Origin of the sequence: Natronomonas halophila, from assembly GCF_013391085.1 — an archaeon.
GTDB lineage: Archaea > Halobacteriota > Halobacteria > Halobacteriales > Haloarculaceae > Natronomonas > Natronomonas halophila.
The window spans coordinates 62319-82393 of sequence record NZ_CP058334.1; the positions used below are offsets into that span (position 1 = coordinate 62319).

The 20075-nt window shown below is 63.0% G+C and carries 18 protein-coding genes; 5 read left to right on the top strand and 13 right to left on the bottom strand.

Annotation, left to right across the window (positions count from 1 at the left end; genetic code table 11):
• Positions 1–88 precede the first annotated feature (88 nt).
• From carB to HWV23_RS00300, 5 genes are all read right to left on the bottom strand, one after another.
• Complete coding sequence (gene carB, locus HWV23_RS00280) at positions 89–3328, bottom strand: carbamoyl-phosphate synthase large subunit (RefSeq protein WP_178288375.1); 3240 nt, start codon at positions 3326–3328, stop codon at positions 89–91.
• A 232-nt stretch (positions 3329–3560) separates the two neighbouring features.
• On the bottom strand, positions 3561–3788 hold the full coding sequence (locus tag HWV23_RS00285) for a hypothetical protein (protein ID WP_178288377.1): 228 nt from the start codon (positions 3786–3788) through the stop codon (positions 3561–3563).
• 166 nt (positions 3789–3954) lie between these two features.
• Positions 3955–4485, bottom strand: coding sequence for a DUF5815 family protein (locus HWV23_RS00290; RefSeq protein WP_178288379.1), 531 nt, complete (start codon positions 4483–4485; stop codon positions 3955–3957).
• A 50-nt stretch (positions 4486–4535) separates the two neighbouring features.
• Positions 4536–5405, bottom strand: a complete 870-nt coding sequence (locus tag HWV23_RS00295) for a DUF7847 domain-containing protein (protein ID WP_178288381.1) — start codon at positions 5403–5405, stop codon at positions 4536–4538.
• 54 nt (positions 5406–5459) lie between these two features.
• Positions 5460–5876 carry a DUF7124 domain-containing protein gene (locus HWV23_RS00300; RefSeq protein WP_178288383.1) on the bottom strand — a complete coding sequence of 139 codons (417 nt, stop codon included), beginning with the start codon at positions 5874–5876 and terminating at the stop codon, positions 5460–5462.
• A 334-nt stretch (positions 5877–6210) separates the two neighbouring features.
• On the opposite strand from HWV23_RS00300, the gene HWV23_RS00305 reads away from it, so the two are divergent.
• The 3 genes from HWV23_RS00305 (at position 6211) to HWV23_RS00315 (ending at position 9594) form a co-directional block, all read left to right on the top strand.
• The gene (locus HWV23_RS00305) at positions 6211–6621 is read left to right on the top strand and encodes a GNAT family N-acetyltransferase (protein ID WP_178288385.1); all 411 of its coding nucleotides are present in this window, start codon (positions 6211–6213) and stop codon (positions 6619–6621) included.
• A gap of 78 nt (positions 6622–6699) precedes the next feature.
• Complete coding sequence (locus HWV23_RS00310) at positions 6700–7689, top strand: arsenic resistance protein (protein WP_178288387.1); 990 nt, start codon at positions 6700–6702, stop codon at positions 7687–7689.
• Positions 7690–7731: 42 nt separating this feature from the next.
• Entirely contained in the window at positions 7732–9594 is a 1863-nt protein-coding gene (locus HWV23_RS00315) for an SLC13 family permease (protein WP_281362675.1), read from the top strand.
• A gap of 778 nt (positions 9595–10372) precedes the next feature.
• Here HWV23_RS00315 and HWV23_RS00320 read toward each other — a convergent pair.
• The 3 genes from HWV23_RS00320 to HWV23_RS00330 all read right to left on the bottom strand — a co-directional run bounded on the left by HWV23_RS00320 (position 10373) and on the right by HWV23_RS00330 (position 14209).
• Positions 10373–11191: an SDR family NAD(P)-dependent oxidoreductase gene (locus HWV23_RS00320; protein WP_178288389.1), complete on the bottom strand. Its 819-nt coding sequence runs from the start codon at positions 11189–11191 to the stop codon at positions 10373–10375.
• 117 nt (positions 11192–11308) lie between these two features.
• On the bottom strand, positions 11309–12493 hold the full coding sequence (locus tag HWV23_RS00325; protein ID WP_178288391.1) for an acyl-CoA dehydrogenase family protein: 1185 nt from the start codon (positions 12491–12493) through the stop codon (positions 11309–11311).
• Between the two features lie 63 nt (positions 12494–12556).
• Positions 12557–14209, bottom strand: a complete 1653-nt coding sequence (locus HWV23_RS00330) for an acetate--CoA ligase (protein WP_178288393.1) — start codon at positions 14207–14209, stop codon at positions 12557–12559.
• A gap of 128 nt (positions 14210–14337) precedes the next feature.
• Here HWV23_RS00330 and HWV23_RS00335 point away from each other — a divergent pair, with 128 nt between their 5' ends.
• Positions 14338–15405: a phosphotransferase family protein gene (locus HWV23_RS00335; RefSeq protein WP_178288395.1), complete on the top strand. Its 1068-nt coding sequence runs from the start codon at positions 14338–14340 to the stop codon at positions 15403–15405.
• A 56-nt stretch (positions 15406–15461) separates the two neighbouring features.
• Positions 15462–15896: a VOC family protein gene (locus HWV23_RS00340; RefSeq protein WP_178288397.1), complete on the top strand. Its 435-nt coding sequence runs from the start codon at positions 15462–15464 to the stop codon at positions 15894–15896.
• 3 nt (positions 15897–15899) lie between these two features.
• On the opposite strand, the gene HWV23_RS00345 is transcribed toward HWV23_RS00340, so the two are convergent.
• From HWV23_RS00345 to HWV23_RS00365, 5 genes are read right to left on the bottom strand one after another with little or no spacing between them, the layout of a single operon-like run.
• Entirely contained in the window at positions 15900–16760 is an 861-nt protein-coding gene (locus tag HWV23_RS00345; protein ID WP_178288399.1) for an SDR family NAD(P)-dependent oxidoreductase, read from the bottom strand.
• 1 nt (position 16761) lies between these two features.
• Positions 16762–17463 (bottom strand): ABC transporter ATP-binding protein, encoded by a 702-nt coding sequence (locus tag HWV23_RS00350; RefSeq protein ID WP_178288401.1) that lies wholly within the window; start codon positions 17461–17463, stop codon positions 16762–16764.
• Positions 17456–18178: an ABC transporter ATP-binding protein gene (locus HWV23_RS00355; RefSeq protein ID WP_178288403.1), complete on the bottom strand. Its 723-nt coding sequence runs from the start codon at positions 18176–18178 to the stop codon at positions 17456–17458. The genes HWV23_RS00350 and HWV23_RS00355 overlap by 8 nt, the downstream gene beginning before the upstream one ends.
• A complete protein-coding gene (locus HWV23_RS00360; RefSeq protein WP_178288405.1) occupies positions 18171–19172 on the bottom strand; it encodes a branched-chain amino acid ABC transporter permease in 1002 nt (333 codons plus the stop codon). Before HWV23_RS00360 ends, HWV23_RS00355 begins: the two co-directional genes overlap by 8 nt.
• On the bottom strand, positions 19169–20068 hold the full coding sequence (locus HWV23_RS00365) for a branched-chain amino acid ABC transporter permease (protein ID WP_178288407.1): 900 nt from the start codon (positions 20066–20068) through the stop codon (positions 19169–19171). Before HWV23_RS00365 ends, HWV23_RS00360 begins: the two co-directional genes overlap by 4 nt.
• Between the last annotated feature and the right edge of the window lie 7 nt (positions 20069–20075).

Here is a 20075-nt window from a genome sequence, read left to right on the forward strand (position 1 = left end):
CATCTGTGGGAAGCGTCCGGTAAATGCCTTCAGGAGGGACAAACGAGCGGTTTAGTTACGGCCTGTCACGCGGGCGCCGGCAAGGGGATTACTCGCCCCAGTTGCGGCGCTCGGTGGGGCGCTCCGAGAGCGCCATCACGTCGAGGGGTTCGTCCTTCGTCTCGATGGCTTCCAGCGCCGCGCGGGCGCTCGGCACCGTCGAGAAGTAGGTGATGGTTTCCTCGACGGCGACTTCGAGGACGTCGCGGTCACGCGAGAAGATGACGTCGACTTCGCCGTCGCGGAGCGACTGGTTCAGGTCGTCGAACTCGTCTTTCTCGTAGACGTCGAAGTGACGTTCGGCGTTCTCGCGGACGTCCGAGATGTCCTCGTTCTTCTGGGACATCCCGCGGAGCGTTTCGAGGTCGACGATGGCCGTCCCCTCGGTCGGGATGGCCTTGCCGGTCGCCGACTGGGCCTTGAGGTAGGCCTTGCCGAACGAGCGGGCCGTGCCCATGACCTCGCCGGTCGATTTCATCTCGGGGCCGAGACGCGGGTCCGAACCCGGCAGGCGGTCGAACGGAAGGACGACTTCCTTGACCGAGACGTGCTCGGGAACCTGCTCGTGGGCTTGCAGTTCTTCGAGGGAGTTCCCCACCATCGTCTTCGCTGCGAGTTTCGCAATCGGGACGCCCGTCGCCTTCGAGACGAAGGGCACGGTACGTGACGAGCGCGGGTTGGCTTCGAGCACGTAGACCTCGCCGTCGCGGACGGCCAACTGGACGTTCAGCAGGCCGACCGTATCCAGTGCGCGGGCGATGTCGAGTGCGACCTCGCGGACGCGTTCGAGCGTCTCCTGCGACAGCGAGCGCGGCGGAATCATACACGCGGAGTCGCCGGAGTGGACACCGGCGGCCTCGACGTGTTCCATGATGCCGCCGATGAGGACGTCGTCGCCGTCGGCGACTGCGTCCACGTCCAGTTCCACCGCGTCTGCGAGGAACTCGTCGACGAGGATTGGTTTGTCCGGCGAGACGCGGACGGCTTCCTCGATGTATTCCTCGAGTTCCTCGTCGGAGTAGACCACGTCCATCGCGCGGCCGCCCAGCACGTAGGACGGGCGCACGAGGACCGGATAGCCGACGTCGTGGGCGAGGTCGAGGGCCTCTTGCTTGCTGGTCGCCGTGCCGCCATCGGGCTGGCTGATGCCGAGTTCGTCCATCAGGACGTTGAATCGGTCGCGGTCCTCCGCGAGATCCATCGCCTCGACGGAGGTACCCATGATTTCGCAGTCGAGGTCGCGACGCTCGAGTTCCTTCTCGAGCGGTTCGCCGACGTTGACGGAGGTCTGACCGCCGAACTGGACCATCACGCCGTCGGCGTTGGTCTCCTCGACGATGTCGGCGACCTCTTCGGCCGTAATCGGCTCGAAGAACAGGCCGTCGGAGGTGTCGTAGTCCGTCGAGACCGTCTCGGGGTTGTTGTTGACGACGTGGGCGTCGATGCCCATGTCCTCCAACGCGCGGACGGCGTGGACCGCACAGTAGTCGAACTCCACGCCCTGCCCGATGCGGATGGGGCCGCCGCCGACCACGACGACCGACTCGACGTCGGTGTCGACCTGCACCTCGCTGGTCCCGTATCCCGTTGGTGGCTCACGCGCGGAGTAGTAGTAGGGCGTCGACGCGCGGAACTCGCCGGCACAGGTGTCGACCTGTTTGTAGGTCCGACTGGAGGTGTCCGCCTCGACGTCCTCGACTGTGACACCGGAGCCGTCGGTTTCGACGGGGCGTCCCTCGTCGTCCTCGTCGGCCTCGGCGACGTCGGAGGGAATCCAGGAGGCGTGGGTGTCGTTGAACTCCCCGCCAGCGATGGCGGTGACCTCCTGATTCGTGAAGCCGGCCTCGGCGGCCGTCTGGAAGTCGCCGTCCTGGGCGGATTCGGCGGCCTCGGAGATGCGCTTGAAGCGCTCGACGTACCACTCCTTGATGCCGGTGAAGTCGATGACCTCATCGACCGTGTAGCCGCGGTCGAAGGCCTCGAAGATGGCGTAGGGGCGGTCCGGTGTCGGGCGGACGAGGTAGTCCTCTTCGAGTTCGCTATCGGAGACGTCGCCCCAGTTGACGGCGGGGTCGTACTCCGAGGACCGCAGGGCCTTCAGCATCGATTCCTCGAAGGTCCGGCCGATGGACATCGCCTCGCCCGTCGACTTCATCGCGGGGCCGAGTTCGAACTCGACGTCGTCGAACTTGTCCTTCGGCCACCGGGGGACCTTGGTGACGACGTAGTCGATTGCGGGTTCGAAAGCGGCGGTCGTCTCGCCGGTAATCTCGTTGTCGATTTCGTGGAGGCGCTTGCCCATCGCCACCTTCGCGGTGACGCGGGCGATGGGGTAACCGGTCGCCTTCGACGCCAGCGCGGAGGACCGCGAGACGCGCGGGTTGACCTCGACGACGCGGTACTCCCCGGAGGGCGTGCCGTCGTCGCGCCACGCGTGCTGGATGTTACAGCCGCCCTCGATGCCGAGTTCGCGGATGACCTTCAGCGCGGAGTCGCGCATCTCCTGGTGGGCTTCGTCGGGGATGACCTGGGAGGGCGTGACGACGGTGGACTCGCCGGTGTGGATGCCCATCGGGTCGATGTTCTCCATGTTACAGATAATGATACAGGAGTCGTCGGCGTCACGCATCACCTCGTATTCGAGTTCGACCCAGCCCGCGATGGACTCGGTAATCTGTACTTCGTGGTTCCGCGAGAGCTGGAATCCCTTGCGGGCGATTTCGCGGAGTTCGTCCATGTCGTCGACGACGCCGGACCCGGAGCCGCCGAGGGTGTAGGCGGTGCGGGCGATAACCGGCAGTCCCCCGACGCTCTCGACGGCGTCCTCGATTTCGTCCATCGAGGAGATGGTTTCGGAACTGCAGACCGGTTCGCCGATTTTCTTCATGCGCTCGCGGAAGAGGTCGCGGTCCTCCGTGGCGTAGATGGTGTCCAGCGGCGTCCCCATGATGTCGACGTCGTACTCGTCGAGAACGCCCTGTTCGGCGAGTTCGGCGGTGACGTTCAGGCCGGTCTGGCCGCCGAGGCCGGCGATGACGCCGTCCGGTTCCTCCTTGCGGACGACTTCGGCGATGGCTTCGGGGGTGATGGGCTCGACGTAGACTTTGTCGGCCATCTCCGGGTCCGTCATGATGGTCGCCGGGTTCGAGTTGACGAGGACGACTCGGGCGCCCTCCTCCTGCAGGGCCCGACACGCCTGTGCGCCGGAGTAGTCGAATTCGGCCGCCTGTCCGATCTGGATCGGTCCGCTCCCGATAAGCAGGATTGTGCGGTCCTCGTCGTCTGGCATTATGCGTCCGAAGTTCGTACATCGTAATAAGCCCGGCGAATCGGTACGGATTTCGTAACGAAAATTCGAATTTCGAATCGTGTGACGATTGCCGCCACTTCCATCGTGGTGGATGGAGTCGCCGCTTTAGAGCCCGCTTGAGACGGGTCTGAGGGTGCGGTCGGTGGTTAATCCATCAGTAGACGCTAATATTGTAACTGCTCGAACCGAGAACGCACCGCAAAACGAGTGCCTAGCTACCTTCGCCCAGCCGGTACCGATAGGGCTGGTCCTGAATAACTTCGATGTCTCCCATCTCGGCCTGACGGCCCAGTACCGTGGCCACGCGGTGGGCACTATCGAACTCCTCACCGTGCTCTTCGAGCAGGTCGAGTATCTCGCGCGCCGTCAACGGCTCTTCGGGGTCTGCCTCCGACAACACCTCGCGGATGCGCTCGTACTCACCCCGGCGTATGCGCATATTCTTACACATGTGCCCACATACCATAACACCCCGTCAGACAATTGTCAGACGCGCTCCCGGCGAAAATCGGGTGACAGAACGGGTCTCGACGAACGACCCCCTCGTCGGACAGATGGGCAGAAATTCGTGTGACAGTAGTTAGCACATCAGTGCGCGGCGGGCCTCAGACCGGCGTGTCGACCTCGGATTCGAAGTTCCGTTCCTCGCGGTACTGCTCGACGAACGCCTCGACGTCGAAGTTCATCATCTGCTGTTCGAACTGCGAGGCGGTGGCGTCGTCGCCGTGGCTGGCGGCGTGGTCCATCAACTCGACGAGCAACTCGACGACGATCTCGTGCAGGCGGCGCGAATCGAAGTCGGTGACCCACACCAGCGCGTAACCGACGTGGCCGTCCTCGGCGACGTCCGCGACGGCGACCTCGTCGGGGAACTCCTCCATCACGACGCCCATCACGTGGGGCATGCTGAACTCGGGGAACTCGTCGTCGGTCTCGATGGTCTCCCGAAGCACGTCGGCGATGGCCTCGGGGACGAACCGTGAAATCGGGTGGACGTCGACGACGATAGCGTGGTTGTCGCCGCAGTCACAACTGATCTCACGCATCCCCATGTCGAGGTCGTGGGCGTGTAGCGTCTCGCCACACGGAAGGTCCAGAGTTCCGGGGTCGTCGCCCGGGACGCGCGGTTCTGCCATTGGCGCTTCTCGGCGACCCAACCGGTTAAAAACAGCGTTCTACGACGACGTTACTCCGGGATGTCGTCGGGACCGAGCGCCGCGTCGTAGGGGTCCTTCTCGGCTTCGGCCGCCTCGGCCTCGGCCTCCGCTTCCTCCCGCAACTGGACGTACAGTCGCGTCACGACGGCCGCCCCGAAGACGGCGATAGCGGCGCTGATGCCCGTTCCAAGCACGGCGACGGCCGTCTGGGGGACGACGCTCCCCAGCGGACTCAACACGACATCCAACTGCGAGAGGACGACCACGACGAGTGCGACGGCGAACACCTCGATGCGATGGCCCTTCGTCAACCGCCAAGAATCGGCCATCCCCGACACGAAGTTCTTGTCCCGCAGGGCGATTTCCTGCCGCAGGAAGTAGAACGCGACTGCGAAGAAGATGCCGGGGAACACGAAGACCACGAACCCGAGGAGCATCAGCCCCCAGACGACGATTTTCCCGATGAAGCCGTTCAGCGTCGCCAACAGGAGGTTCCCGGAGACGTCTCCGGAGGTGAGGCTTTCGGGGTCGTTAGCCGCGAAAACCCGAACCGCGATTATCGATGCCGTCTCCCAGAGGAGCGCGACGGCGACCAGTCCGGCAGCGGCGATTCCCGGCGAGAGGTCGATTGCCAGCGGGTAGAGTTCCTGTGCGTCCGACACCATCGTCTGGAGGTCGGAGACGGACCGCTCGTATTCCGCCTGCGAGAGGCCGGCCTCTGCGGGGTCGACGCTCTGGATGAACTCTAGCGTCGCCTCCGCGACGCCGACCGCCAGCGTCTGTGTCAGTACCAACGTCACAACGCCGAAGACGATGAACGCCGCCACGAGCAACAGTCCGCTCTTGGCGACGGTTCGGCTCCCACCCTCTCGGAACGCCGCACCGATATCCAGCGACATATGCGGCTACGCGTTCGCGGCCCTCTTAAGAATGGTCGAACCGCGTCGGCCGGATTACGGCCAGTCGTCGCGCTCGCCGTCGTCGGCGTCGTCGGCTTCCGCCTCGGCATCGCCGAGTTCCCAGTCGGCAGCCTCGGCGGCCTGCTCGACGGGAAGGAACTCCCAGTCGACTTCCCCGGCCAGCGCCTCGTCCTCGTCGTCGACGCCGATGAAGACGTGCCGGTCGGTGTCGAACTGGGTTTTGACGTTTTCGAGGCTCTCCTTGCGCCCGCGCGGCCCGGAGAAGAAGTCCTGCCGGATGCGGTTCTTCCGCGTGAAGTTCGTCACGACGTAGGTCGGCTTGTCGGAGACGACTCCGACGTACTCGCTCCATGTGCGAGCGTCGGAGAACACCTCCTCCGGCCGAGCCAGCCGCTTGAGCGCCTCCAACTCGAACGCGAGTGTCATGTCCGTAGAGCCGCCGCCATCCATACCCGAAAGGGAGACTGCACCGGAGAAAACACTTTGGAATCGCGCCCACTTTTTGCACGAGAACGCGGGTCGCGGCGTAGCCGCGACCCCGGTTCTCGGCAAAAACGTGGTGAAAATATGCGCGCGTACTCCTTCGAGCGCCCTTCGGGCGCTCTCAGTCCGTGCGCGCTACGGCGACTCGGTGCTCCTCGCCTCGTCGCCGCGAACCGCCTCGGGGGCGTTCTTCGAACGCCCCGCTCGGCGGATGCCAATCCACGGTGTAGGCCGTCTCGCGTGTGGTATCTTTCCACACTCTGTCGCCGGACTTTTTGACCCCCTTCGCGCAACCTCGCCCATGGAAATCCGCGAACTCGCCACAGATGCCGAGCGCGAACCTGCTGTCTCCATCCTCCGCCAGCTCTGGACCGACGCCGACCCCGATGAGGTGTTGGCGTGGACGGGCGATGACGAGTACACACTCTTCGGTCGGTTCGACGGCGACGAACTGGTCGGCGTCGCGGGCGTCCGCATCGACGACTTCCTCCATCACGTCCGCCACGCGTGGCTCTACGATTTGGTCGTCGACGAACCGCGGCGCGGCGAGGGTCACGGAACAGCACTCGTCGAACACGTCGAGAGGTGGGCCAACGAGCAGGGCTGTGAGCGCGTCGCTTTGGCCTCGCCCCGCGCGAAAGAGGGCATCCACGAGTTCTATGCCGACCGCGACTACGAGAAGTGGGGCTACGTCATCGAGACGGAGGTGTGATACCGACGGCAAGCCGTCGTGCTGACCGACGGTGGTTTACCGACAGCGTGGCAGGCGCCAATAAGGAGTCAAGCACGGATGCCGAACAAGGACTGGGTGCAACGACGACAGGTCGCCATCTACGCGGTCGCCGTGCTGGCCGCCATCGGGTTCGGCCTTGGGATTCCGGACGCCGCGCCGTTCTTCCAGCGCCTCATCGAACCCGTGTTGGTCGTCCTCCTGTACGTCACCTTCCTCGAAGTCCCCTTCGTCCGGATTCGACGCGCGTTCAGGAACACCCGATTCATGGCGGCCGCACTGGGGCTAAACTTCGCGGTCGTCCCCGCCGTCGTCTGGGTGCTCACGCGTTTTCTCCCGCAGGACCCGGTTATCCTCGTCGGCGCGTTCATGGTTCTGCTGACGCCGTGTATCGACTACGTCATCACCTTCACGGAACTCGCCGGAGGCGATTCCGAGCAGGTGACCGCCGCGACGCCCGCGCTGATGCTCCTGCAGTTACTGCTGTTGCCGCTCTACCTGTGGCTGTTCATGGGCCAGCAGGTCGCCGAAGCCATCGAACCCGGACCGTTCGTCGAGGCGTTTCTGCTCATCATCGCGCTGCCGCTCGCGCTGGCGTGGCTCACGGAGGTTGCCGCCGAACGCTCCGAGGCCGGCCGCCGCTGGCAGTCGACGATGGGGTGGCTTCCCGTCCCGATGATGGCGCTGACGCTTCTGGTCGTCATCGCCTCGCAGTTGCCCCGCGTCTACGACTCCATCGGCCGTCTCGCAGCCGTCGTCCCCGTCTACGTCGCATTCCTCGTGGTGATGCCCCTGCTGGCTCGAACGCTGGCTCGGGCCCTCGATATGGCGCCCGGCGAGGGACGCGCGCTCGTGTTCACCTCGGTCACCCGCAACTCGCTCGTTATCTTGCCGCTCGCGCTGGCGCTGCCGGCGGGCTACGAACTCGCACCCGCAGTGGTCGTCACCCAGACGCTCGTGGAGTTGACCGGGATGGTCGTCCTCACGCGCGTGGTCCCGACGTGGCTCGTTCCGGGGACGGCGACGGATCCGTCGGCGGGCACCGACTGACCGACCAGAACCTTTAGGCGAGAATCGGGCGAACTCGCGGCCGTGCTGGGACTCGTCGCTGGGACCGGGCTGACGACGGGCATGCTCGTCGTCTTCGCCATCATCCTTGTCGCGCTCGTACTCTTCGTCACCGAACCGGTCCCCATCGACATCACCGCCATCGGCGTGATGGTCGCCCTTATCGTTCTCGAACCGTGGACGCAGGTCAGTCCCGCCGACGGCGTCTCCGGCTTTGCCTCCTCGGCGACGATAACCGTCCTCGCGATGTTCATCCTCTCGGAGGGCATCCGCCGGACGGGCGTCGTCAACATCATCGGCCGGGAAATCGCCGACCGGTTCGGCAACAGCCCCTTCGGCCAATTGGCCGCCGTCCTCGGTCTCTCCGGCGGGACGGCCGGATTTATAAACAACACCCCGGTCGTCGCCGTGATGATTCCGATGGTAACCGAACTCTCGAAACGGACCGGCATCTCCCCCTCGAAACTCCTGATTCCCGTCTCGTACGCGTCGATGATGGGCGGGATGTTGACCCTCATCGGGACCTCCTCGAACATCCTCGCCTCGGACGTCTACGACCGGGTCGGCGGCACCGCCACCGAACCGTTCTCGATGTTCGAGTTCACCGCCCTCGGTGCGCTCGTGCTCGTGGTCGGGACGGCCTATCTCCTCGCTTTCGGCCCGCGACTCCTCCCCGAGCGAATCAAAGCGCTAGACGACCTCACCGACGAGTTCGGCATGACCCAGTACCTCACCGAGGTGGTCGTCCGCGAGGACTCGCCGATGCTCGGCCGGGCCGTCGACGACGCCCTCAGCGATATCGACGCCGACGCCGACATCGTCCAACTCATCCGCGACGGGCAGGCGTTCAACGAACCGCTGGCGCGCAAGGAGGTCCGCCCCAGCGACATCCTCGTTCTCCGGGTCGACCGCGAGAGCCTCGTTGAACTGATGGACGCCGAGGGACTGGACTTCGCGCCGGACGCCGAGGTGACTGACGAGGTGCTGGAAGCCGAGGAGGGCGCCACCGAGGACCTCGAGGAACCCGTCGCCGAACAGCGTCTCGTCGAAATCGTCCTCTCGCCGGATACGAACCTGCTCGGCGAGACGCTGGAGACGCTCAACTTCCGGCAGCGCTACGACGCGACGGTGCTGGCCATCCGCCGTGGCGGCGAGGTCATCCACCGCCGGATGGACAAGCGGCCGCTCCGGGCCGGCGACACCCTGCTGATACAGGCCACCGAGGACACCGTCCGCCGGTTTCAGGCCGACCGCAACTTCGTCGTCGCACAGGACCTCATCCGGCCGGACTTCCGCTCGAAGCGCATCCCCGTCGCCGTCGGCATCGTCGGCGTCGTCGTCGCAATCGCGGCCCTCGGCATCCTTCCCATCATGGTCGCCGCGTTGGGCGGCATCCTCGGGATGGTCGTCACTGGCTGTGTCAAACCGAACGAAGTCTACGACGCCGTCGACTGGAACGTCATCTTCCTGTTGGCGGGGCTCATCCCCCTCGGCGTGGCGATGGAGGAAACCGGCGCCGCGGCGTGGCTGGCCGATATCGTCGTCGGCAACGGCGCCGAACTCGGCTCCGTCGCCCTACTCGCCGTCTTCTATCTGTTCACCGCGTTGGTCACCAACGTCATCAGCAACAACGCCAGCGTCGTCCTGATGGTTCCCGTCGCCTACGACACCGCACTGCAACTGGGCGCCGACCCCTTCGCGTTCGTGTTAGCGGTCACCTTCGCTTCCTCGACGGCCATGCTGACGCCCATCGGCTACCAGACGAACCTCATGGTCTACGGTCCCGGTGGCTACAAATTCACCGACTTCGCGCGCGTAGGCGCCCCGCTCCAGTTGATTCTGACCGCCGTAACGACGTTCGGCATCGTGTGGCTGTACGGGGTTTGAGACGATATTACCACGTTCGGTTGTTGGGTTTGGTGCCACCAGATGAATCTGCTGTCATCGATGCCCGTAACAAATAGTCTGTTTTCTGAATTTTTCGATATTCTATTTGTTTTTAGATATATTTGGGTACGTTTCGATTTTCATGAGATCTATCTGTAACTGGGAAAGCTCCGCCACAAGTACGCATTATCGATAGAATTCGAGCTCATCCACCTACTATTCGGCTTGGCATATAAATAAGAGTCAGTTCTTAGATTGGGTATCGGCTATTTGGCCACTATATTCGAAGGAAATATTATAGAACTGACCTATATTCACATTTCCTTGGTTTAATATGGTGGTATTAGCAGAAATAAGTTATGAATACTCACTTTTCATGACTGAGATAAGTGAATGTGTGCCCAATATATAAAATATATGTCTTATATAGGTGATAGACACAATAGCCTATCTACTTCGACAACGTTCTCAGATAGCCACTGATTCAACGAATTCAAGCTCGGATACCCACCGCAAATGACTTTTTGAATAATGGCGAAGAGCCATCTTATACATATATTCTCCAAATATCAGATAGATGTAATATGACCCGGGAGACAAATACTTTGTAGGTGTCTGATCTCGGTCAATCCCGGGAGGTGAAGATGCCATATCAGAAAATACAGCAAATAGACAGATCGGTACGATACTAATAGACCAAAATAGTCCAATATTTTAGTATATAACATAAATGTCTAGAACTGCGGCAGTCGTATCGTCGGAGTCCGGCCGTCGGCGACTATTCGACGTCCTCGGAGACCGCTGGCGGGCCTTCGATAACCATCGTCTCGCCGGTGAGATAGCTCGATGCCTGTGTCGCGAGGAACACCACCGCATCGGCGATTTCGTCGGCGCCGCCGACCATCCGATTCACTGTCGAGCGGTCGTGAGCCGTATCCGAGCCGACGCCCATGACGCCCGCCGACCCGGGCGTCAAGACGAGTCCCGGTGCGATGCAGTTGACTCGGATATCGCGGTCGGCCCACTCGTTGGCGAGCGACCGCGTCAGGTTCTCGACGCCCGCTTTGGCGGCCCCGTAGTGGCTCATCGTGTTCGACCCGTACTGGCCGGCGATAGACGAGAAGTTCACGATACGGCCGCCGCCTTCGAGGTGGGGCAGGGCGGCCGTCGAACACAGATGCGTCCCCTTCAGGTTGATGTCCGCAACGGTATCCCAGCCGTTCGGCGAGATGTCTTCCGTCTCGCTGACGAACGAGGCGCCCGCGTTGTTGACGAGGATATCGAGCCCGCCGAGTTCCGAGACCGTCGTCTCGACCATCTCCTCGACGGCATCAGGGTCCGAGACGTCGGTCTCGATGGCGATGGCTTGGGCGTCGAAGGCCGCTTCGAGTTCGTCGACGACGGCTTCGAGGTCCTCCAGTGACCGACTGGCGACGGCGACGTCGGCGCCGACCGCTGCGAGTTCGAACGCGGTCACGCGGCCGATACCGCGGCTCGCCCCCGTGACGAGTGCTACATCACCGTCCGCACGGAACCGGTCGGTGACGTTCGCTACATCTGTCGCTTCGAGCCAATCGTAGGCGCTGTCGGCGGCCATGTCTCGGAATGCGATGCCAGCAGAATATAACTACCGGCGGGTGGGGACGAACGGGGCTGTCGTACTGGGTAGACTCCGACCGTCTCGCACCCGTCGCGCGTCCGTCCCGCGTGAATCTTAGTACGAGCGTGGCAGTCCGAGGACGCTCTCGCCGATGTAGTTGCGCATCATCTCGCTGGACCCCGGCGCGATACGGGACAGTCGCGCCTGCTTCCAGAGGTCGACGACGAAGTAGTCCTCGCTGAGGCCGTTGCCGCCGTGGACCTGCACGGCGAAGTCACACGCGTCGTAGCCGGCCTCGGAGGCCCGGAGTTTCGTCATGTTGGCCGCGGCACCTGCGTCGCGGTTCTCGGCGTCGACCTCCCAGGCGGCCTTTTTCAACATGAGCTCCGCCGCCTCAAGTCGGGACCATTTGTCGGCGATGGGGTGTTGAATCGCCTGATGGCTCCCGATGGGGGCGTCGAACACCTCGCGTTCCTTGGCGTAGTCGATTGCCCGGTTCAGCGCACACTTCCCGGCGCCGACGACGCCGGCCGCACCGACCAGCCGTTCGGGGTTGACCGTCTCGAACAACTGGTAGAGGCCCTTGCCACGCTCGCCGATGATGGCGTCGCTATCGAGTCGGTAGTCGTCGAAGTTGATCTCGAACTGTCGTTCCGGAGCCGGAATTCCGGTGTTGAGTTCGCGGTACTCGACGCCCGGTGAGTCGGGGTCGGCGAGGAACAGCGTGATGCCCTCGGTCCGACGCTCGACGTCCTCTCTCGGCGTCGTCCGCGCGACGAGTAGCATCTTGTCGGCACGGCCGACGCCGCTGATCCACTGTTTCGAGCCGTTGATGACGAACCCGTCGCCGTCTTCCTCGGCGGTCGTATCGAGGTTCGGCGTGTTGTGGCCCGCGCCCGGTTCGGTCAGGGCCATACAGAAGTTCATCTCGCCGTTGGCGAGTTTCGGGAGGTATTCCTCCTTTTGGGCTTCGGAGCCGTTCTTCGAGAGCGTAATCGCGCCGAAGACCGGCGTCACGACGAACAGCATTCCGGCACCCATCGCGCCGTATTCTTCGAGCGTCCGAACGATGGCCGTCAGTTCTTGCAGGCCCATCCCCTCGCCGCCGTACTCCTCGGGGACCGTCGCGCCGAGGAAGCCGGCGTCCGCACAGTCCTGCCAGAACTCAGCGGGTTCTTCCTGGTCGTGGTTGACGCGTTGCCAGTAATCGTCGTCGTAATCGGAGGCGATTCGAGCGGCAGTATCCTCGATCAGTTTCAACTCCTCTCCTTCACCGAAAGCAGCACCACTTTGTGCCATACCACCACGTCGAACTCTACCAACTAATCGTTATTCATCGTGACAGTGTTGAAGGGTAGTGAGTTACGACCCGTCGTCGCCCTCGCGGAGTTCGGTCCGGCGAATTTTGCCGGTGACTGTCTTCGGGAGTTCGTCGGTGAACTCGATTTCGCGTGGGTACTCGTGGGCCGCCAGTTGGTCGCGAACGAACTGTTGGATCTCGCTTCGCGTCTCCTCGGTCGGTTCCGCGCCGTCGGCGAGGACGACGAACGCCTTGACCAGTTCGCCTCGCTTCTCGTCGGGTACGCCGATGACGGCCGCTTCGGTGACGGCGTCGTGGTCGACCAGTTGCGATTCGATGTCGAACGGGCCGATGCGGTATCCCGACGAGATGATGACGTCGTCGGCGCGTCCCTCGAACCAGTAGTAGCCGTCCTCGTCTTCACGCGCCAGGTCGTCGGTGAGAACCCAGTCGTCTATCCATGCGTCCTCGGTCTTTTTCGGTCGGTTCCAGTATTCGAGGAACGTACTCGGGAACTTCCTGATGGCGATTTCGCCGGTTTCGCCCTGTTCGACCGGGTCGAGGGTCCCCGGTTCGACGATTTTCGTCTCGATACCGGGGTACGGTCGTCCCATGCTCCCGGGCTTGACCTCCCATGACTCGAAGGGGTAGTTCGCGACGACGGTGCCGTAGGTCTCGGAGGTGCCGTAGGTATCGAGAATCGGCGTGCCGAAGCGTTCCTCGGCCCACTCGACGATAGGGGCGTTCAGCGGTTCGCCGACCGACAGCAGGGTCCGGAGGTTCAGGTCGCGGCCGTCGAGCAGTTCCTCGTTGTTCCACAGCATCCGGTAGGCCGTCGGAACGCTGAACAGCACGGAAATCGGGTGTTCGTCGAGGATGTCGACCCACGCGGCCGGGTCGAACTCGCCCTCGTAGACGACGATGGGGATTTCCCAGAACAGGGCGCCGAAGGGGTTGAGTCCGGTCAGCCATCCGGGGTCGGCGGTACACCAGTAGAGGTCGTCGGACTGCAACCCGGAGGGGAGTTTCGCGAAACTCGCGTTACCGACGGTAAAGCCGTGACCGTGGACGACGCCCTTCGCCGGCCCCGTCGTCCCGGAGGTGTAGTAGTGGAACGCGGGGTCGTTGGTTCCGGTTCGTACCGTCTCGAAGTCGGGAGAGGCATCGGAGACGCGGGCGTCGTAGTCGACGTCCCCCTCGCGAATCTCGCCATCGCCGCGGTCGACGACGATGACGTTCTCCAGTGAATCGACTCCGTCGAGGGCCGCCTCGACCGTGTCACGGTTTTCGGCGGTCGTGACCACCGTCGAGGCGCCGCTGTCGCGCAGTCGGTGGGCGATACCGTCCGGCCCGTAGCGCTCGTTGACAGACCCGAAGACGGCGCCGGTCTTCAACGTGCCGAGGATAGTCACGTAGTGTTCCGGAATCCGCGGCAAGTACGTGAAGACCCGGTCACCGCGCTCGACGCCGAGGTCAGTCAGGACGTTCGCCACCCGGTTCGACTCCTCGGAGAGGTCGTCGAAGGTGTATCGTTCGTCCTCGCCGTCGGCGCTCACCCAGACGAGCGCGAGTTCGTCGTCGCCCGCGTGGCGGTCGACCGACTCGTGGGCGAAGTTGAGTTCGTTCCGACCGTTCCAGTCGCACTCGTCGCGTAACGACTCCCAGCTAAAGGACTCCCTGACCGATCCGTAATCGGCCGTCTCGCTTTCGAACATTCACTTATCGGTTGGATAGAGCGCACAATAATTCTATGGGGGGCCGACACACGGGGGGCGACAACACGGATACTGAAACGACGACCACCGGGAAACGATATAAGCAATGCCACACAAGTCAGACGAGAATGAGCGACCAGAACGACCACCTGCATCGATTAGTCGACGAGGGGGCGCTATCCGAGTTCCTCTCGGAACACCTCGGAAGCAAGGACGAACTCGATATCGAACATCACGACGAGGGCCACTCCAACGAGGTGCTGTTCTTCGACTGGGATGGGCAGGGCTATGCGCTCCGGCGACCGCCGGCCGGGGAGACGCCGGAGTCGGCCCACAACGTCCTCCGGGAACACGAGGTGATATCGTCGCTCGCCGAGACGTCGGTGCCGGTCCCCGAAACCGTCGTGGCCTGCGACGACCACTCGGTTATCGGCAGCGACTTCTTCGTCATGAAGCGACTCGACGGCACCGTCATCCACAACGACACGGGCGAACCGGAGCGGTTCGGCACGCCCGCCCACCGCGAGCGTATCGGATCCGAGTTAGTGAGGACGCTGGCGACGATTCACGACGTGGACTACGAGCGGGTGGGCCTCGGCGAGTACGGCGACCCGGACGCCTATCTCTCGAAGCAGGTCGGTCTCTGGACACACCAGATGGAAGAGAGCTTCGACCGCTCCGGACGGGAGGTCGACGCCCTCCGGGCGGCCGCGGAGTGGCTCGACGAGTCGATTCCCGAACCCGCCGATACGACGCTCGTTCACGGCGACTACAAACTCGACAACGTCATGTTCGGTCCCGGAACACCGCCCGAAATCGTCGGCGTGTTCGACTGGGAGATGAGCACGCTCGGCGACCCCCTCGCCGACGTCGGCTATATGCTGTTCAACTGGACCCACGGCAGCGAGGAACTCTCGATTCCGGAACTGTTCCCGCCCTTTACCGAGAAGGAGGGGTATCCAAGCCAGCAGGAACTCGTCCGGATGTACGAGGACGAAAGCGGACGGGCCTACCGTCACGACCGCTTCTATCGTGCACTGGCCGGGTTCAAACTCGCGACGGCGCTGGAGGCGTTCTACGCGCGGTACCTCGACGGGGAGACCACCGACCCGATGTTCCCCCTGCTGGAGGACGGCGTGCCCGAACTCGCCGCGCGCGTCCAGCGTATCATCGACGGCGAGGAACCGCTCGAATGAGACAGCGAGTGTGACTGACTACCAATCTATATAATCGTCCGGGTATAGGGACCTGTATGGAAGTCTACGGCGTCGACCGCGTCATCATAGCGACCCCGACCATCGACGAGACGGCCGAACAGTTCTCCGAACTACTGGGCATCGATTTCGGTGACCTCCTCGATGCGACGACCCAGACCGCATCCGGCGAACAGCCCGTAGCGAACATGCTCAGCCCCAGCGGCGTCGAGTTGGTCACGCCGAAAACCGAGGACGGGCAGGTCGCCCGGTTCCTCGAACGGAACGGGCCGGGACTGTACGCGCTCTCGATTCGCGTCGCCGACTTGGCGGAGGCGGAAGCGCATCTGGAAGAAAAAGACGTCGAACCGGTCGGCCGCTACGAATCGGCCGATTTCAAGGAATCGTTCTACCATCCGAAGCACTTCGGCGGCGCGTTCGTCATCCTCGCGGAATACGAGGCGCCGCATCCCGCCGAGACGGCCTCGGCATAACCGTCACTCGATTCGTTCGTCGACGTGCTGGCCGACGGTGTCGGCGAACCGCGCTCCGATTTCTTCCGGCGACCACTCGCCGTCCGAACAGACCGTGTACTCGTATTTCGGTGCCGGCGTCACCAGGTCGATTCGGTCGCCACCGACGCGAATCGTCTGTCCGGTCACGTCACAGTCGGTACTCGCGAGGAACACGACCATCGCGGCGCTACTCGCCGGGCCGGGGAGGTCCTCCGGCCACTCCTCGGTAAGTCGCGTGTCCGCGACCGGCCAGATGGCGTTGGCACGGACGTCGTACTTCGCGAGTTCTTCTGCTGCCGTTCGCGTGAGACCGAGGATTCCGGCCTTCGCTGCGGCGTAGTTACCGAGGCCGAACCCGCCGGCGGCGATATCCGAGGACGCATTTACGACGGCGCGCGGCCGGTCGGCGCCCGCCTTCGACTGTTCGCGCCAGTAAGCGGCCGCGTGGTGCAACACCGAGAACGTCCCCTTGAGATGGACACGAATCACCTCGTCGAACTCCGCTTCGGTCATGTTGACGATGGAGTTCTCCCGCAGGATGCCGGCGTTATTGTAGACGACGTCGAGTTCGCCGAACTCGTCGAGGGCCGTCTCGACGACCCCTGCCGCGCCATCCCAGGTGCCGACATCGCTGTAATCCGCGGCTGCGGTCCCATCGGCGGCTTCGATTTCCTCGACGACGGCGTCGGCCGGCCGCTGGTCCGAGCCCGTCCCCGAGGGGTCGCCGCCGATATCGTTGACCACGACGTTCGCACCGCGTTCGGCGAACTGGAGGCACGCTTCGCGGCCGATACCGCGGCCACCGCCGGTCACGATTACGGTTCGTTCGTCGAAATCGACCATCTTACTGTCCCATGTAGGCTTTCATGATTTCGTCGCTTTCCATGATGGTGTCGGCGTCGCCCTCGTCGGAGATTCGGCCGTTCTCGATGACGTAGGCGCGGTCGGCGATGTTGAGCGCCTTGTTGACGTTCTGCTCGACGAGCAGGACCGTCGTCCCCTGCTCGTTGATGGATTCGATTTCTTCGAGCAGTTCCGTCGCCAGCATCGGCGCCAACCCGATGGACGGTTCGTCGATGAGGATGAGGTCGGGGTCCTGCATCAACGCAATCGAGATGTTGAGCATCTGCTGTTCGCCCCCGCTGAGCGTGCTCGCGTACTGACCCTGACGGTCCTCCAACCGGGGGAACAGGTCGAAGGTCCGGTCCAGACGCTCCTGTTTCGTCGCGTCGTCGACCCCGTAGGCACCGAGCAGGAGGTTATCGAGGACGGTCATATCGGGGTAGACGCCCTCGTCTTCGGGCGCGATGGTCAACCCCAGTTCGGCGCGTTCGTCGACCGGCGTGTCGACTATCGACTCGCCCTGAAACCGGATGTCGCCGCTGGTCGGCGTGAGCCAACCCATGATGTTCCGCAGGGTCGTCGTCTTGCCCGCGCCGTTGTTCCCGATGAGGGTGACCAGTTCCCCCTCGTTGACGGTCAGGGAGATATCCCAGAGTACCTGTACGTCGTCGTAACTCGAGGAAATCGACTCGACCTCAAGCATGTTCGAGGAACTCCTCCCCGAGGTACGCCTTGATGACGTCGTCGTTGGAGGAGACCTGGTCCGGGGTCCCCTCGGCGATGCGCCGGCCGTTCTGGAGAACGATGATTCGGTCGGATATACTCATGATTGCATCCATGATGTGCTCGATGACGAAGACGGTCCGCTCCTTGTTTATCTCTCGGATCAGGTCGAGGAAGTCGTCCATCTCCGATGGGTTCAGCCCGGCCATGATTTCGTCGAGGAGGAGCAGTTCCGGGTCGGTGGCCAACGCCCGGGCCAGATCGAGCCGTTTCTGCTCGACGACGGTCAACTCGCCGGCTTTCAGTTCGGCTTTGCCGGACAGCCCAACGAAATCGAGTAGTTCGTAGGCCACTTCGCGGTCGATTCCGTCGCCGCCGGCTTGCTGTGCGAACGTGACGTTCTCGAGCACCGACTGGCTCGTGAACGGGCGGGGCTTCTGGAACGTGCGTGCGATGCCCAACTGGCAGATCTCGTGTTGAGTTTTGTCGGTGATATCTTGCCCGTTGAACGAGATCGACCCCTCGGTCGGCTGGAGTCGACCGGCGATCATGTTGAACGTGGTCGTCTTGCCGGCGCCGTTTGGGCCGATGAGGCTGTAAATCAGCCCCGATTCGAGCGAGATATCGACGTCGTCGACCGCGGTCAGGCCCCCGAACTGCTTGACGAGGCCGTTACAGCTGAGGAGTTCAGTCATCGGTTTCCTCCCTGGCGTTCGGGTCGGTTCCGTTGACCCGGGAGACGAGTCGGTCGATTCGTTCGGACTTGTCGGTCAGCGACACGAGGCCGTTCGGGACAGTCAACACGAGTATCATGAAGAGCAATCCGAACACGATTCCGTGGAAGTACGGATACGCCGCCTGCGTCTGTGCGCGAATCGGGGTCATCAACGTCGCACCGAGGATGGGGCCCAGCACCGTTCCCATACCCCCGATGACGCTCATAATCATCATGTCGCCCGACGTGGTGACGGCGAACATGGTCGAGGGGTTGATGTACAGCCAGTAGACCGCCGCGATACCGCCGGCAATCGCGGGGAAAATCGCGCTCAGGCCGAAGGCGACGATCTTGTAATACGTCGTGTTGAGACCGAGGGATTCGGCCGCTTCCTCGTCGTCGTGGATGGCCGTCAGCGTGAGGCCGAAATACGACCGGACGCCGACGTAGACGGTCGCCAGCGTCACGACCGTCAACGCCAGCATGAGGTGGTAGGTCACCACCTCGAAGTTACCCACCGGCAGGACCTTCCCGGTGGTGCCGCCGGTGATGTTCAGGTTGGTCGCCAACTCCAGCATGAGCTCGGCGAAGGCGAGCATGATAATGGAGAAGTAAACCCCGCTCAGCCGAATCGTCGCGAGAGCGACCGGCAGCGAAACGAGGGTGGCGAACAGTCCGCCGGCCAGTATCGCGAGGTACAGGTTGATGCCGAAATCGGCGATCAGGATCGCACACGTGTACCCGCCGATACCGAAGAACGCGACGTGGCCGAACGAGATGTAGCCGGTGTACCCGCTGAGAAGGTTCCAGCTACTGGCCAGCGTGACGAACATGAGCGTCGTGAATATCAGGCCCGTGATGTACGTGTTCTCGATGGCGAAGGGAAGCGCCGCCAGCACGAGTACGAGGATTGCGGCGATTCCGAAGGCGTATCGGTCCCACTCGTGGACGCGAACCGTCGAGAGGACGTTCATACCCGAGCACCTCCGAACACGCCGGTCGGTTTGATGAACATGGTAAGGATCAGGATTGCCATCAGAACCAGGTTTCGAGCGCTGGGGCCGAGCACCGCGCCGCTTACCGACCCGACCATGCCCAGGATGAGGGCACCGAACAGCGCTCCGGTGAAGCTACCCATGCCGCCGAAGACGATGACGAGGAAGCCGAAGATCAGGTAGCCGAACCCGGTATCTATCGAGACGGTGTAGACCATCCCGATCATCGCCCCCGCGATGGCTGCGAGGACGGCCGAGAGACCGAACGCGACGTAGTAGACGCGATTTCGGTCGATGCCGGCTGCCTGTGCTAATCGGGGGTTCTGGACGGTCCCGCGCATCGCTCGCCCGAACTCCGTCCTCGTCATCAGGTAATAGAGCGCGAGCATCGCGACGCCGGCAAGCGCGAGCGCGTAGACCTGTGCGTAGGTGATGTTGACACCGAGAATCGTGAACGTCTGGTCGAGGGGCGCCGTCTGCAGGCTCCGAGGATCGACGCCGAAGACGGCCCGCGCGACGTTGTTCAGGAACAGGAACAGCCCGAACGTGGCCAAAAGCGAGATGAGTTCGGGGTTGTCCGACTCCAGTATCCGGTTGATGACGAGATACTGAATCAACACACCCGCGAGGAAGAACACTGGAAGCAGGAGTATGATTCCGATCGCGGGATGGATGCCGAACGTCTCGTTGAGGAGCAACGTCCCGAAGGCACCGAACACGATGAACTCGCCGTGTGCCATGTTGATGACGCGCATCACGCCGAAAATGATGTTCAATCCCAGTGCGACGAGCGCCCAGAGGGCGCCCAAAATCAGGCCACCGGTGATTATCTGTACGGCTGCTGAGGCATCGATACCGGCCAACATCGCTTGCATTGTGAGG